The following is a 14,165-nucleotide window of genomic DNA, read 5'->3' as shown; positions in this document are numbered from 1 at the left end:
GAAGTCGCGTCGATTCGTTGGACTGATTTGCGCAAACGTTGCGCGTGCTATTGAGGGGGCAGGGTGGTCGGTACTGGCAGCAAGGTGGTAGCTCAGATCTCGCGGATTATCGGTGAATATCCGGTCCGGTTGGCGTTCTGGGGGAGTTTGCTGCTTTCCCTTATTGCGGTGTTGGGAACGGCGACTGTCGGACGTGACGCTGCGTTCTACATCGATATTGCTCAGCGGGTCACCGAATACGGCCCCCAATTGGCCTGGCAAGCCTTCGATTGGCCGTGGTTCGTCTTCCTGCTGGCCGGAACCCATGTTGTTCTGCATTTGCCGTTGGAGCTCAGCGCCTACCTGTGGTGTGGTCTCTTTCTGGCGGGCACCTGCGCGCTGATGGTTGATTGTGTTCGACAGCGTTCTCCCGATGCCGCTCGTTGGGCGTGCCTGGTCGTGCTGGCAATGCCAGCGGTCAACGCTTTTCGCAACGACATCATTCGTGAGTACGGGTTTTGGTTTTTTTGCACGCTGACGCTTTGGCTTGCGTTGAGATGGCAGGCGCGTGGCGGCTGGTTTCAAGCGATCCTGATTCACCTGGCGATTTTGGCGGCGGCTTTTTTTCGCCTGGAGGCGGTGCTGTTGTGGCCCGCACTGGGGTTGTGGCAGCTGCCTAATCTTTGGTCACCGGCGCGGCGCAAGCAGTTCTTTCAGTTCATGCTGTTGCCGGTGTTAGGGTTGGTGGTCGCATCGCTGACGGGTGTTTTCTCGGCCGCACGTTTCGCGCTGTATCTGGACATGATTAACCCGCGCAATGTTTTTGCGTCGTTCAATTTACTGTCCGAGCAATTTGCCAATTCGCTGATCAATAAATACTCGCGGGATGAGGCAGGCCGGATCATTTTCTTCGGAACGCTGGCGTCCTTGCTGATCACCTTTGTCAAAATGATGGGGCCATTCGCGGTTCCATTTGTAGTACGAGGCAACTGGAGCGTGCTGCGCACTTATTGGCGCGACTATCGGCCGTTCGCCTGGGCGGCATTGCTGTATCTGGTGGTGCTGATGCTGTTCTTCATCAAGGAACAGTTCATGAACGGCCGCTACCTGAGCTTCCTCAACCTGCTGTTCGTCCCCGTGCTGGCGATGGCGCTGACGGCGTTTGTCCATCAGTTTCCACGCTGGGGCAAGGCGCTGGTGGTGGTGGGGTTGTTGATGATGGCGTCCAACGTGATTTCCTTCAGTCCCGGAAAGACTCACTACATCGAGGCAGGACATTGGGCTGCTGCCAATATAGAGCCGGGTGCGTCGGTTTATTACGAGGACGGTCGTATCAGCTATTACGCCGGTCGCGGTTATACGCTGGGCAGCCTGCCCCGGGAGGAGGCGATGTCACCGGCGCACGCGGGGGATTTTCGTTACTTCCTGATCGATGCGCGCCCCGACGAGCCTTGGCTGAGTGGGTGGCTGGCGGAACACAACCAGCGCATCATTGCCCGTTTTGCCAATCGTAAAGGCGCCACGGTATTGGTCATTGGCAAGTAACGCTTAGCCGATCAACTTGCGCAGGCGCTCAATCAGCAGCGCCTGCCGGTTAGCGGGCAGCCCCTGGCGATAGCCTTCAAGAAAGGTGTTGCCGGCATCCTGGCCCAGCAGCCATTTCCGGTCCTCTTTATAGCGCAGCAGGTGAGCGAAGTTGCGCAGGCGCTTGCTCTCGCTGAGGGCGCCTTTTTGGCAGCGCAGATCCGCGATGTCGATCAGCCCCAAGGTGTTATCGGGCGTGAGCACCACGTTGCCAAAATGCAGCGAGCGGAAGTAAACCCCTTTCTCATGCAGTCGGGCGATGAAGCGCCCCAGCTGGAATCTCAGGGTCTCGGTTTCTTCGGGGCTGGTTTTCAGCTGGCGTACTGTCGCGCCTTCAAGGGGGTTGTAGTACACGCCATCGCGTTGAATGCTGGGGATGCGATACACCGCGATCACTGTCGGGCAGGGAATGTCGCGCTGCTCCAAAGCCTTGGTGTTGTTGGCGAAGCGCTGGGCGTAGGGATAAAACAGCGCGGAGCTGAGCAGGCGTTTGCGGCGAAACAGTTTGAGCATGCGACCATCGGCCAGCCTGAGCACCTTGTCACCGGAGCCGTCGGCTTCCAGTACGTGCGCACCTTTGCGCAGTGCCTCGTAGGTGCTGTGATCAATCGCTTGCATGCCTGACTCCCCCATCATAAGCCGGGTATCTTAACCGACTTGCTCGCAGGCTTGCCCCTGTCATGTTTATTGGGGGAAAAGGGGCATGTGATATCATCCGCTCCTCACTGATTTGCGCGGATTCCCATGAGCAGTCCTGAACCGAAAGCCCAGTCTACGCTGGCGATCTATTTCCGCCTTTTGGCTTACGTGCGGCCTTACGTGGGCTTGTTCATTCTGAGCATCGTAGGTTTTCTGATCTTCGCATCGACCCAGCCGATGCTCGCTTACATCCTCAAATATTTCGTCGACGGCCTCGCCAACCCTGAGGCCAGCCTGTTCCCGGGCAACCCTTACCTGGGCAAGTTGCAACTCCTTGAATCGGTACCGCTGCTGATCGTCCTGATCGCAATCTGGCAAGGGGTGGGGTCCTATCTGGGTAACTTCTTCCTGGCCCGGGTTTCCCTGGGGCTGGTCCATGATTTGCGGATTGTGTTGTTCAACAAGTTATTGGAGTTGCCCAACCGCTTCTTCGACAAGAACAACTCCGGTCACCTTATTTCCCGAATCACGTTTAACGTGACCATGGTCACCGGTGCCGCCACCGATGCCATCAAGGTTGTGATTCGTGAAGGCATGACCGTGATTTTCCTGTTCTGCACCCTGTTGTGGATGAACTGGAAACTCACGCTGGTGATGCTGGCCATCCTGCCGCTGATCGGCATGATGGTGAACAGCACCAGCCGTAAATTCCGCAAGCAAAGCAAAAAGATCCAGGTCTCGATGGGCAACGTCACCCATGTTGCTTCCGAGACCATTCATGGCTATCGCGTGGTGCGCAGCTTCGGCGGCGAAACCTATGAAAAAGTGCGCTTCAAGGAAGCCAGCCAGAGCAACACCGACAAGCAACTGGCAATGACCAAGACCGGCGCGGTGTACACGCCGATGTTGCAGTTGGTGACCTACACCGCCATGGCCGTGGTCATGTTCCTCGTGTTGTACCTGCGTGGCGATGCATCGCCCGGCGATCTGGTGGCTTACATCACCATGGCGGGCTTGCTGCCCAAGCCGATTCGCCAGCTTTCCGAGGTCAGCTCTACCATCCAGAAAGGGGTGGCGGGTGCCGAGAGTATTTTCGAGCAACTGGATGAGCCCGCGGAAATCGACCAAGGCACCGTGGAGCACGATCGCCTCGAGGGTCGCCTGGAAGTGCGCAACCTCAGCTTCCAGTACCCCGAGAGCGACAAGCAGGTGCTCGACGACATCAGCTTCATCGTTGAGCCTGGGCAGATGGTTGCCCTAGTGGGGCGTTCGGGCAGTGGCAAGTCGACATTGGCAAGCCTGATTCCGCGCTTTTATCAGCACGAACAAGGGCAGATTCTGCTCGATGGCGTCAGGATTCAGGATTTCACCTTGCGCAGCCTGCGCCGGCAGATTGCTCTGGTCACCCAGCAGGTCACCCTGTTCAACGACACCGTGACCAACAATATTGCTTACGGTGATCTGGCTGGCGCGCCGATTGAAGAAGTGCGCAGAGCGGCGATGGAAGCCTATGCCAATGAGTTCATCGTCAAGATGCCTGAGGGCTATGAAACCATGGTGGGCGAAAACGGCGTGCTGCTTTCCGGCGGTCAGCGCCAGCGCATCGCCATTGCCCGCGCCTTGCTCAAGGATGCGCCGCTGCTGATTCTCGACGAGGCGACTTCTGCACTCGACACTGAATCCGAACGCCATATCCAAGCCGCCCTGGATCAAGTGGTGAAGAACCGCACGACCTTGGTGATTGCTCACCGTTTGACCACTATCGAGGAAGCCGACCTGATTCTGGTCATGGACGAAGGCAAGATCGTCGAGCGCGGCACCCATGTCGAGCTGCTGGCGCTCAATGGCTATTACTCGCGCTTGCACGCCAAAGAGTTCGAAGAGAGTGACGAAGCGCAACCGACGCACGTGATCGGCGCATGTTGAAACTGTTTCGGGCCTGGCGTGAGCGTGGCTGGGTAGAAGTTGATCATCACGCCTACGAGCAGGCCTGGCAGCGTTTTGGCGGGAGCTTTGCGACCCATCCTCAAGTGGTGGAGCGCCTGTCAACGTTCCTGCGCATCGAGCTGCGTTACCTCGGCTGGATCGTCGACGACGAGGTTGTGGCGGCCGTTCCTTGTTGGGGTCGCCATATCGCCTTGTCCAAGGAAGTGCTCAAGCGTGAGGGCAAACGCGGGCTGCTGGATATGGGCAACGCGGAGATCATCCTGCCCATCGCGGCGGAGGTTGAGGTGCCGGTGCGCCAGCGCATGGCGTACGTCTCGGACCTCAATGCCGGGCGGATCAGCACCTTGCGCAGTCAGCCCGAAGGGCTGGCCATGGCGCGAGCGCCTGAAGACTATTCGAAAAAATTCCGCTACAACCAGCGTCGGGAGCAGCGTCTGCTGGAAGAGGCGGGTGGCACGCTGGTGCCGATGAGCCAGCTGACACCGCAGGAACAGGCCGCTGCATATGGCGAGTTATTCCAGCGTCGTTGGGGGTTTGAAGTGCCGGGCAAGGCGGGGTTGGTGGACGTGTTCACCTTGCTGCGCGAGTTCATGACCGGCTCGCTTGTGATGCTGGACTCGGCGCCCATTGCGGCCCAAATTCTGTACCGCGTCGAAGCGCCCCAGTGGGTTTCCCTGGAGTACATCAACGGTGGCGTCGACCCGCAGAACCGCGAGTTCAGCCCCGGCAGTGTGCTGAGTTTCGTCAACACCCAGCAGGCCTGGGAAGAGGCGCGGGCGCTGGGCAAGACGTTGCGTTATTCATTCGGTCGTGCCGACCGCGAGTATAAGGATCGCTGGTGCCAGAAGGTGCCGGCCTATCAGGTCTGAATTCATGAGTGCTCGCAAACAACGGCTTCTCAAGGCTCACCGACGTAACAAGCGCGTCTTTCTGGTCGCTTTTCTCCTGACGCTGGTGGTCCTCGGTTTCTGGCTGGGCGCTTGGGTGGTGCCGGTTTTGCTGGTCCTGGCATGGGTCGCCCACGAAGCCTGGTTTGCCGATCACCTGTTTTATCGGGCATCTGACGACTATCTGTATACATTCCCCGCAGGCACTCCGTGTCAGGCCGTAAGCCTTAAGCAAGGCGTTGTCCGCCTCAGCGAGCCGCTGGCTGAAGGCGAGACGCTCATTCTCGAACTTGAGTTGAAGTCGTCGTGGCCAGGACGCTGGCTGGACCCGTTTGTCGAGATTGGCGACGATCGCCAGGACTTCGAACGCGGGGTCAAAGGGCGGCGTTTCCTTAACCTGTCCGGGCAAGGCGCCGAACTGGCTCAAGGCTCGCTGACGGTGCGCGGACGTTATTGCGCCGTGGCCGCCAAAGGGACGTTGTGGGTCATGGCCAATCCGGACTATGCGCAGCAGCGTCTGATGGTCATCGCCCCTCACGCCGATGATGCCGAGCTCGCCGCGTTTGGGCTTTACAGCCGCAGCGAGGAGGTCAGCATCGTCACCCTGACCCAAGGTGAAATCGAGGCTGAGGCCTATCGGCGCCTGGGCTTGAGCGAGCCTCAGGCTGCGCGTCTGAAAGGGCGCCTGCGCAGTTGGGACAGCCTGGTCATTCCGCTGTGGGGCGGTGTGCCCGTCAACCGCTGCGTGCAATTGGGTTATTACTGCCTGCAATTGCCGTCGATGGCCGAGGAGCCGGGTAAAGCGTTCGGCTCGCGCGAGTCCACTGACAGTGATGTCCGTTCAGTGCGTCGACACAATCCGATGCGTTTGCCGGCCGATGCCGATGGCCTGCCGACCTGGCACAACCTGATCGCCGATCTGGTCGCGCTGCTGGAGCATTTTCGCCCCGAAGTGGTGGTGACGCCTCATCCGGAGCTGGACCCCCACAGTGATCACGTCGCGTCGACCCGCGCTGTTCTTGAGGCCATCGCCGCCAGCTCGTGGAAGCCAAAGACCCTGCTGATGTACGCCAATCACCTGCATGACAACGATCGCTGGCCCATGGGCCCGGCCGGTGCCGGTATCGCCTTGCCGCCGGCCATCGAGCCGTTGCCTGCCGACAGACTCTGGAGTCCGCTGCTGTCCGCAGAGGTGCAACTGGATAAGGCCATGGCGCTGGCCATGGAGCACGATTTGCAGGAGCAGCCGGTTTTCAAGCGGCAGCTACGGCGTTTGATTCAGCAGGCATTGGCCGGTCGGCGATGGCCAGCCACGGGGAGCAACGAGTTTTTCCGCAAGGCCGTGCGGCGCCACGAATTGTTCTGGGTGCGCGACCTTTCAGAATGAAGCGGACGGCGCATTCCCCTGTGTTAGTATCGCGCCCCTGTTAATTTTGTATGCGGGTTGCTCCATGAAGTTGTCCATGCCGCGATTCGATCAAGCCCCTGTCTTGGTGGTCGGCGATGTCATGCTCGACCGTTATTGGCATGGTGGTACCTCACGGATTTCCCCTGAGGCGCCAGTGCCGGTGGTCAAGGTCGAGCAAATCGAGGACCGCCCGGGCGGTGCCGCCAACGTTGCGCTGAACATTGCCGCCCTCGGTGCGCCTGCCTCCCTGGTCGGTGTGACCGGTGATGACGAAGCTGCCGACAGCCTGGTCAATAGCCTCAAGGGCGCCGGCGTGCGCGCGCTGTTCCAGCGCATTGCGCACCAGCCCACCATCGTCAAGTTGCGGGTCATGAGCCGCCACCAGCAGTTGCTGCGTATCGACTTCGAAGAACCCTTCGCCACCGACGCCCTGGCGTTGGGCGAGCAGGTTGAAGAACTGCTCGAGGGCATCAAGGTGCTCGTGTTGTCCGACTACGGCAAGGGTGCGCTGAAAAACCATCAAGTGTTGATCCAGGCTGCCCGTGCACGTGGCATCCCGGTGCTGGCCGACCCCAAGGGCAAGGATTTCTCGATCTACCGTGGCGCCAGCCTGATCACCCCGAACCTCAGCGAATTCGAAACCATCGTCGGCCGTTGTGCCGATGAGCACGAACTCGTGAACAAGGGCGCGCAGTTGATGCGCGACCTGGACCTCGGCGCCTTGCTGGTGACTCGTGGTGAACACGGCATGACCCTGCTGCGCCCGGATCATCCGGCGCTGCACCTGCCGGCGCGCGCCCGTGAAGTGTTCGACGTGACCGGTGCCGGCGACACAGTGATTTCCACCCTGGCCGCCGCGATTGCTGCGGGCGAGGAACTGCCTCACGCCGTAGCACTGGCCAACCTGGCCGCCGGCATCGTGGTCGGCAAGCTCGGTACCGCCGCCATCAGTGCGCCGGAACTGCGCCGCGCCATCCAGCGTGCCGAAGGGTCTGAACGCGGTGTGCTGGGCCTTGAGCAATTGCTCCTGGCGGTCGACGATGCGCGAGCGCACAAAGAGAAGATCGTCTTCACTAACGGCTGCTTCGACATTCTGCATGCTGGCCACGTGACCTACCTCGAACAAGCGCGGGCCCAAGGCGATCGACTGATCGTTGCGGTCAACGACGATGCCTCGGTCAGCCGACTGAAAGGTCCGGGACGCCCGATCAACAGCGTCGACCGTCGTATGGCTGTGCTGGCAGGCCTGGGGGCGGTGGATTGGGTGATCAGCTTCTCCGAGGGCACTCCTGAAAACCTGCTGCGCGAGGTTAAACCGGATGTGCTGGTCAAGGGGGGCGACTACGGGATCGACCAGGTTGTCGGTGCGGACATCGTGACCGCTTACGGCGGAACGGTGAAAGTGCTCGGGTTGGTGGAAAACAGTTCGACAACGGCGATTGTCGAGAAGATTCGCAGCCATTGATAAGGTGATTGCACACTTATGTACTGTGTGGGGGCGGGTTCTGTCGTGAGAAAATTCCCGTCTCCTGCTGTTACTGGCCGGTACAGAACCAGTGCATTGGTAAATTAAACTATGAAAGTCATGCTCCTGGTGATGGACGAACAGCGAGTCATACTGGATCGCCTGTATGAAATCGTGCAGCAGAATTGCGATGATTGTGTTGTCTATCGCCTGAGCAAACAGCAACAGATGAACCTCGGGCCGTTCCTCTCTTCGGTCAACTATCAAGACTTTGACCGCATTGTGATTTTCTCGAGGCTCAAGCGCCTGGCCAGGCAACTTAGCGTGCTGAAGTGCATTCGCGGCCTGGTCTTTCTTGAGCATGATGCTTATCAGAATTACATGCCCGCCAGTAAGTACCAAGGGCTGTACTCGCGCCTTTATAGCCGACTTCCCAGCTCCCGGGCACTGGTTTCGGGCGCTGTTGTCGCTCGTCGCCTGCAAGCTGAAGATATTGATGCGGTGTTCGTATCCAAGGGATATGACGAACAGATGCTGCGCAATACCGGTGGCGTGCGCGACATTCCGATTGGCTTTCTGGGCAGCCTGAAAAGTACCGAGTATGCGCAGCGCAAGGCGGTCCTTGAATCCTTGGCAAAGCGTACCGGTTTGCTGGTGACCCGCACCAAGTCGGGCGCCGAATACATGGAAACACTCAATCGCATCAGGATTTTCGTCAGTGCCGACATCGGCATGGGGGAATTCATGATCAAGAACTTCGAAGCGATGGCCTGTGGCTGTGTCGTGCTGGCCTGGAGCCAGGGTGAAGAAGACGATTTGCTGGGTTTTCAGGACATGCACAACACGGTGTTCTACCGCTCTGAAGATGAAGCCGTGGAAAAAATCCGGGTGCTGCAGAGTGACCCGGAGTTGGCCGCGCGTATCGCCAGTAACGGCCAGGCATTCGCCGAGAGCCAGTACTCCTTCGCCCGTGTGGGGCGCACGCTCGCTGAGGAAATTCAGCGTGAAATGCGCCCTTGGCAGCCACCTTCGGCGTTTACTCGTTTGTGGGCCAGGATACGCCACAGGATGAAGGTTGCCGGATAGATGACGCATTCACGACCGCCCCAGTCCTCTGAAGAGATGGTGCTGGATGCGTTGCCCGGTGGGCACCAATCTGTTTTTGACGCAATACCGGCGGAGCTGCAGGCGTGTTTGCGCCGCGCGCCACGTGTGGTACTGGTGGCAAACAATCCGGCGATTACGGCGGCCGACTTCGACGCGCTGAATATCGGTGCTGATGACGTGGTGGTCAGCTTCAATCACTGTGTGAAATCCGCACTGCTGACGCCACAGAGCGTCAATGTCTTCGTGCATGGTTTCAATGCGCCGGACGCTTACTTCTTTGGTCTGCCTTACGGTCCTCACGTGCAGCGGATGTTCGAACTGCCAGGTGCGCGTTGCTTCACGATGCTGGTGGGTTGCACGCTCGCGATGTGTCCTTTGCCGCGAGTGGCGCTGTATTGGGAGCGCATTCCGCTCCCGCCCTTGTGGAATTACCCGGTTGATCGACCGGGCGGCAAACGTTATGTCGGCCCGACAACGGGTTTCAATGCGCTGGTGGTGTTCGACTGGCTGCGAAGCCATGCCGGTTATCCCTATCAGCTCATGACGTTGGGGTTTTCCAACGAGGCCGGAAAGTTCTGGGGCGGGCATGCCTGGGACTATGAGCGGGCGTGGTTGACCCAATCGGATGTGATCGTCGTGCCGCTGCAGCGTCGGCGTTGGTGGCAGGCATTGCTTCGGCGCAAATGAGTCATCGCTTCTCCGCTGTTGCCAACAAGGCGCGCTGGAAGGGCACATTATTTTCTGGGGTGTAATCGAGTGTTAAAAGTCGCAGTCGCTTTTTTTGGTATCCCCAGGAATTCGGCAATCTGTTTTCCTTCCATCCAGGAAAACGTGCTGGCACAACTCCCTGCGAACAGCCAGGTAAAGTGCTTTTATCACCTCTATAAAATCGACGAAATCCAGAACCAGCGCTCGGGCGAACAGGGTGAACTGAGCGCCGACAACTACGAACCCTTCCACGCCATGACCGGCAGGCTCGACTCAACGGACGGCGTGCTGGAGCGGTGGGACTTTGAGCGGGTGAAAGCGCTCGGCGATACCTGGGCTGACGAGCATGCGTCGCTGCGAAACCTGATCTATCAGCTGAACTCCCTGCACACCGTCACCGGCATGATGGAATCCTTCGATCCTGATTTCGTCGTATTCGTGCGCCCGGATAATTTCTTTCACTCGCCGCTACCCACCTATGTGTTTAAGCACCCCAGCGCTCGGCGCCTCAATGCCTACATTCCGGATTGGCAATGGTGGGGTGGGCTGAACGACCGTTTTGCCATTTGTGGGCGTGATGCCTACAAGGCGTACGGCAAGCGGATCGAACACATCTTCGATTTTTGTGAAGCGACGGGACGCAAGCTGCACTCCGAGCGGTTGCTCAAGTACGTACTGCAAAAGGCCGGCGTGAAGGTTTGTACCCTGGACACCACTGCTTCGCGTGTTCGTATTACCGGTGCATTCGCGGATGAATCGTTCTCACCCAAGCGAGGCATGGGCAAGCGGGAAAACCGCTACTTCCATCTGTTTGCGCGGATACGCACGCTGATCGACCGCCAGCGTTCGGACAAATAACCAACGAGTCCTGATCACGGCAAGTCCTGGTTACTTTTCTGCTCCGCGCACCATCCGCACCAATCGCAGGGCTTTGGCTTTAAGTCGAATCAACCCCTGGTGCTGGGCTTTCGGCGCTCCCAGCCCTTGTTGCACGACCCAGTCTTTCCAGCGGATACGCTCTTCCCGGACCACCCAGCCTTCCTGGGTCGCAAAGCTCTCTGCCAGATAAAGCCCCCGGGTGCTGGCCGGTAAAAGCTTGTCGCGTTTGAGGGTGTAAAGCTCCGGAACGGGTACGCCATCTTTGAGCGGCATCAGGTACAGATCGGGGCGCTTGCGATCGAGGCGGGCCACCAATTGATCGCCTTCCAGTCGCTCATCGACATGAAACAGGCTCAAGGATTTGGCTTCTTTTGGCACGTCCAGGCGCAAGTCGTAAATCAATTGCAGCGAAGCCGTCGGCAAGTGCACATACGCGCGGGGCCGTTCGATCAGCTGCATTTTTGCGCAACGCACGGGCCGCGCGGCGCCTGACAACGGGGTCAGGCGAAACGGCAAGGCTTCGCGGTAATGCAAGGCGCTGGCGTAAGGCGCTGGCAGCCAGGTGTCGTTGAAACGCCCGCCGAGCCAGCCTTCCGGGGTTTCCAGCAGGCACTCTTCGGCAATCTCCTGAATCGCGGTGTGCAGCGGCAGGTTCAGCTCATGGGCCGGCACGTACCCGGAAATCAGCTTGAGCACCACGTCGCCACGGTCTTGCCGCCGCTGGCGCACCAGTACCCAGTAATCGCGATTTTGCCAATGCAGCGTCAAGCGTACCGAGACCCCAAGGTTCGCCAGTTCCACGGCAAACCGTTCGCTGTCGGCCACCGTGACCGGGCGGCGACGTTGCAGGGTCTGGGAAAAATTGAGCGGCATCCCGACGCTTTGGTAACTCAAGCCTTCGGGAGTCGCTTCGACGAATAACGGCAGGGTCTTGAAGTTGCTCGGGTTCTTTCTGATAAGCGTACGCGGCATGTCGGCTCCTGCTTAAGGCCGCGTGGGGCGGCGTCAGTTTCTACGTAGGACCTGGGCAACGGTCGCGACGTTGTGGGCGAGGTGCAGCGGATTGATGGTCCCGACAATAGCACTGGCCACACCGGGATGTTCGAACAACAACTCGAAACTGGCGCGCACCGGGTCCACGCCCGGGCTCAGGCAGACGTGACCGCTGGCGAGGGCTTTTTTGACCAGAATGGCTTTGCCGTGAGCAGCAGCATAGTCAATGACCGGCTTCTCGTTCTGTTCGTTCAGATTGTAGGTGACCATCGCGCAATCACCCTGTTCCAGAGCCTTCAAACCGCCTTCGACGGTTTTGCCGGAAAAACCATAACCGCGAATCTTGCCTTCGCGCTTGAGCTCGGCCAGGGTCGCATAGACGTCGCTACCGTTGAGGATCGCCAGGTCGTTGCCGTCGGAGTGCACCAGCACCAGGTCGATAAAATCCGTTTCCAGGCGTTGCAGGCTGCGTTCAACCGAGAGGCGCGTGTGGGCGGCGCTGAAGTCGTGGCGGGATTGGCCGTCGGCAAACTCTTCGCCGACCTTGCTGACAATCACCCACTCCTGGCGTTGACCACGCAGTAAAGGGCCGAGGCGCTCTTCGCTGCGACCGTAGGCCGGCGCGGTGTCGATCAGATTGATGCCCAGGTCGCGTGCGAGCTTGAGCAGCATGCGCGCTTCGTCATCGTCGGGGATCTGGAAACCGCTGGGGTATTTCACGCCCTGGTCGCGGCCCAGTTTCACCGTGCCCAGGCCGAGGGGCGAAACCAGCAGCCCGGTACTGCCCAGCGGGCGGTGAAGATCGTGCAGGGTCGGTTGGCTCATGGCAGCAGTTGCTCCCAGGCGGGAACGCCCATCGGTGGCTTCGGCAGCTCCGGCAGCGGGGCGACCGGGCCGGGTTGAATACCGTCGCGGGCCAGGCTGGCGATGACCCGGTCGGCGAAGTCCGGTGCCAGCGCCAGTTTGGTTGGCCAACCGACCAGCAGCCGGCCTTCTTCGGCCAGAAACGCGTTGTCCGGGCGAGTCAGCCCTGATTGCAGCGGCTCGGCGCGGTCCACGCGCAGGGTTGCCCATTGCGCGGTGCTCAGGTCGATCCAGGGCAGTAACTGGCCGAGCTCTTTCTGCGCGGTGGCGATTTGCTCGGCGGGTTCGCGGGCCACGCCTTCGGCTTCGGCAATGTCGCCGCCCATATACCAAACCCATTGGCCATCGGCGGCCGGGTGGGTGGTCACGGTGATGCGCGGCTTGGTGCCGCCACCCAGACAGTGGGCGTACAGCGGTTTGAGGCCTGGGCCTTTGGCGATGATCATGTGCAGCGGCCGGCGTTGCATGGCCGGGTGAGTCAGCCCCAGCGCTTCAAGCAGCGCGGCAGTGCCGGCACCAGCGCTGAAGACAATGCGCTGAGCGCGGATCTCGCGTTCGTCTACCTTGAGGCCCACCAGCAATCCGCCCTCCAGCAGCGGCTCGATCTTCTGGCCGGCGAGCAAGCCATCGCCCGCGAGATCGGCCAGACGCTGAATCAGGCTCGGAACGTCGATCACCAGTTCCGCCAGACGGTAGACCTTGCCCTTGAAGCGTTTGTCTTGCAGGGCAGGTGGCAATTGGTCGCCCTTGACCTGGTCGACACGACCACGCACTGCCTTGCTGGCGAAGAAACTGGTGAGGTTGCCGGCGATCGTGCCCGGGGACCAGAGGTAGTGGGCTTCGGACAACAGGCGCACGCCGGTCAGGTCCAGCTCACCGTTGCCAGCCAGTGCTTCACGCCAGCGGCGCGGCATGTCGGCGATGGCTTCCGAGGCGCCGGTCAGCGCGCCATGCAGCGCGTACTTGGCGCCGCCATGGATGATGCCCTGGGACTTCACGCTTTGCCCGCCGCCGAGGCTGGCGCTTTCCACCAGCACGGTCGAAAAACCCTGGCGGCGCAGGCGCGCGTTGAGCCAGAGGCCGGCGACACCAGCGCCGACAATCAGAACGTCGGTGGAAATAACGGATGGCATGCGGCGACCTCAGTGTTCAAGACGAGGGCGCAGTATACAGACTCGAAGAATTGAGTTTTTGCTGGCGATCAACAGATGACCAGACACCGCACATTTGTGGCGAGGGAGCTTGCTCCCGCTCGACTGCGAAGCAGTCGCAAACCAGTCCATAGGGTCTCCCGGAAAGACGAATGGGGCCGCTTCGCAGCCCAGCGGGAGCAAGCTCCCTCGCCACAGGGGGGGTGATATTTGCAGTTAGTGGCCGGCGGTTTTGGAGAAGAGCTGGATCACTACGACGCCGAGCACAATCAGCGCCATCCCCAGCATCGCCGGCACGTCCAGCTTCTGCCCGTAGATAAACAGCGCCGCGACGCTGACCATCACGATCCCCATGCCGGCCCACACCGCGTAAGCCACGCCGACCGGCACGCTGCGTACCACCAGCGTGAGCATCCAGAAGGCAATGCCGTAGCCGATAATCACCAGGATCAATGGCAGCGGCGTGCTGAAACCCTTGACGGCTTTCATCGAAACAGTGGCGATCACTTCGGCGCAGATGGCAATGGCCAGGTAGTAGTAAGCGGTCATGGGTG

Annotated in this window: 13 protein-coding genes; 8 read left to right on the top strand and 5 right to left on the bottom strand. The window is 60.0% G+C overall.

What is annotated here, in order from left to right; genetic code table 11:
* Positions 1–63 precede the first annotated feature (63 nt).
* Positions 64–1,524: a hypothetical protein gene (locus EJA72_RS21445; RefSeq protein WP_178129510.1), complete on the top strand. Its 1,461-nt coding sequence runs from the start codon at positions 64–66 to the stop codon at positions 1,522–1,524.
* A 3-nt stretch (positions 1,525–1,527) separates the two neighbouring features.
* On the opposite strand, the gene EJA72_RS21440 is transcribed toward EJA72_RS21445, so the two are convergent.
* On the bottom strand, positions 1,528–2,181 hold the full coding sequence (locus EJA72_RS21440) for a lipopolysaccharide kinase InaA family protein (RefSeq protein WP_157713379.1): 654 nt from the start codon (positions 2,179–2,181) through the stop codon (positions 1,528–1,530).
* Positions 2,182–2,307: 126 nt separating this feature from the next.
* On the opposite strand from EJA72_RS21440, the gene msbA reads away from it, so the two are divergent.
* The 7 genes from msbA (at position 2,308) to EJA72_RS21405 (ending at position 10,582) form a co-directional block, all read left to right on the top strand.
* Positions 2,308–4,128 (top strand): lipid A export permease/ATP-binding protein MsbA, encoded by a 1,821-nt coding sequence (gene msbA, locus EJA72_RS21435; RefSeq protein WP_157713377.1) that lies wholly within the window; start codon positions 2,308–2,310, stop codon positions 4,126–4,128.
* Positions 4,122–5,018 carry a GNAT family N-acetyltransferase gene (locus EJA72_RS21430; RefSeq protein WP_157713375.1) on the top strand — a complete coding sequence of 299 codons (897 nt, stop codon included), beginning with the start codon at positions 4,122–4,124 and terminating at the stop codon, positions 5,016–5,018. The genes msbA and EJA72_RS21430 overlap by 7 nt, the downstream gene beginning before the upstream one ends.
* A gap of 4 nt (positions 5,019–5,022) precedes the next feature.
* Positions 5,023–6,423 carry a PIG-L deacetylase family protein gene (locus EJA72_RS21425; protein ID WP_157713373.1) on the top strand — a complete coding sequence of 467 codons (1,401 nt, stop codon included), beginning with the start codon at positions 5,023–5,025 and terminating at the stop codon, positions 6,421–6,423.
* Positions 6,424–6,487: 64 nt separating this feature from the next.
* On the top strand, positions 6,488–7,909 hold the full coding sequence (hldE, locus tag EJA72_RS21420) for a bifunctional D-glycero-beta-D-manno-heptose-7-phosphate kinase/D-glycero-beta-D-manno-heptose 1-phosphate adenylyltransferase HldE (protein WP_157713371.1): 1,422 nt from the start codon (positions 6,488–6,490) through the stop codon (positions 7,907–7,909).
* A gap of 111 nt (positions 7,910–8,020) precedes the next feature.
* Complete coding sequence (locus EJA72_RS21415) at positions 8,021–8,995, top strand: glycosyltransferase (RefSeq protein WP_157713369.1); 975 nt, start codon at positions 8,021–8,023, stop codon at positions 8,993–8,995.
* A complete protein-coding gene (locus tag EJA72_RS21410) occupies positions 8,996–9,703 on the top strand; it encodes a hypothetical protein (protein ID WP_157713367.1) in 708 nt (235 codons plus the stop codon).
* A 69-nt stretch (positions 9,704–9,772) separates the two neighbouring features.
* On the top strand, positions 9,773–10,582 hold the full coding sequence (locus tag EJA72_RS21405) for a hypothetical protein (RefSeq protein WP_178129512.1): 810 nt from the start codon (positions 9,773–9,775) through the stop codon (positions 10,580–10,582).
* Positions 10,583–10,612: 30 nt separating this feature from the next.
* On the opposite strand, the gene EJA72_RS21400 is transcribed toward EJA72_RS21405, so the two are convergent.
* From EJA72_RS21400 to EJA72_RS21385, 4 genes are all read right to left on the bottom strand, one after another.
* The gene (locus EJA72_RS21400; RefSeq protein ID WP_157713365.1) at positions 10,613–11,575 is read right to left on the bottom strand and encodes a metal ABC transporter ATPase; all 963 of its coding nucleotides are present in this window, start codon (positions 11,573–11,575) and stop codon (positions 10,613–10,615) included.
* A gap of 33 nt (positions 11,576–11,608) precedes the next feature.
* Entirely contained in the window at positions 11,609–12,421 is an 813-nt protein-coding gene (locus EJA72_RS21395; protein WP_157713363.1) for an aldo/keto reductase, read from the bottom strand.
* Positions 12,418–13,593: an FAD-binding oxidoreductase gene (locus EJA72_RS21390; protein ID WP_157713361.1), complete on the bottom strand. Its 1,176-nt coding sequence runs from the start codon at positions 13,591–13,593 to the stop codon at positions 12,418–12,420. Before EJA72_RS21390 ends, EJA72_RS21395 begins: the two co-directional genes overlap by 4 nt.
* 234 nt (positions 13,594–13,827) lie before the next feature.
* Positions 13,828–14,160 (bottom strand): multidrug efflux SMR transporter, encoded by a 333-nt coding sequence (locus tag EJA72_RS21385; protein ID WP_157713359.1) that lies wholly within the window; start codon positions 14,158–14,160, stop codon positions 13,828–13,830.
* Positions 14,161–14,165: the final 5 nt, after the last annotated feature.

It is taken from the genome of Pseudomonas sp. PB120, assembly GCF_009761815.1.
GTDB lineage: Bacteria > Pseudomonadota > Gammaproteobacteria > Pseudomonadales > Pseudomonadaceae > Aquipseudomonas.
Note: the sequence above shows the minus strand (reverse complement) of the source record. Positions and strands in the feature narration are given on the sequence as shown.

Excerpts from the sequence above, each read along its gene's own strand:
- EJA72_RS21440 (WP_157713379.1), bottom strand. The coding sequence starts at position 2,181 with ATGCAAGCGATTGATCACAGCACCTACGAGGCACTGCGCAAAGGTGCG.
- msbA (WP_157713377.1), top strand. The coding sequence starts at position 2,308 with ATGAGCAGTCCTGAACCGAAAGCCCAGTCTACGCTGGCGATCTATTTC.
- EJA72_RS21430 (WP_157713375.1), top strand. The coding sequence starts at position 4,122 with ATGTTGAAACTGTTTCGGGCCTGGCGTGAGCGTGGCTGGGTAGAAGTT.
- EJA72_RS21425 (WP_157713373.1), top strand. The coding sequence starts at position 5,023 with ATGAGTGCTCGCAAACAACGGCTTCTCAAGGCTCACCGACGTAACAAG.
- hldE (WP_157713371.1), top strand. The coding sequence starts at position 6,488 with ATGAAGTTGTCCATGCCGCGATTCGATCAAGCCCCTGTCTTGGTGGTC.
- EJA72_RS21415 (WP_157713369.1), top strand. The coding sequence starts at position 8,021 with ATGAAAGTCATGCTCCTGGTGATGGACGAACAGCGAGTCATACTGGAT.
- EJA72_RS21410 (WP_157713367.1), top strand. The coding sequence starts at position 8,996 with ATGACGCATTCACGACCGCCCCAGTCCTCTGAAGAGATGGTGCTGGAT.
- EJA72_RS21400 (WP_157713365.1), bottom strand. The coding sequence starts at position 11,575 with ATGCCGCGTACGCTTATCAGAAAGAACCCGAGCAACTTCAAGACCCTG.
- EJA72_RS21395 (WP_157713363.1), bottom strand. The coding sequence starts at position 12,421 with ATGAGCCAACCGACCCTGCACGATCTTCACCGCCCGCTGGGCAGTACC.
- EJA72_RS21390 (WP_157713361.1), bottom strand. The coding sequence starts at position 13,593 with ATGCCATCCGTTATTTCCACCGACGTTCTGATTGTCGGCGCTGGTGTC.
- EJA72_RS21385 (WP_157713359.1), bottom strand. The coding sequence starts at position 14,160 with ATGACCGCTTACTACTACCTGGCCATTGCCATCTGCGCCGAAGTGATC.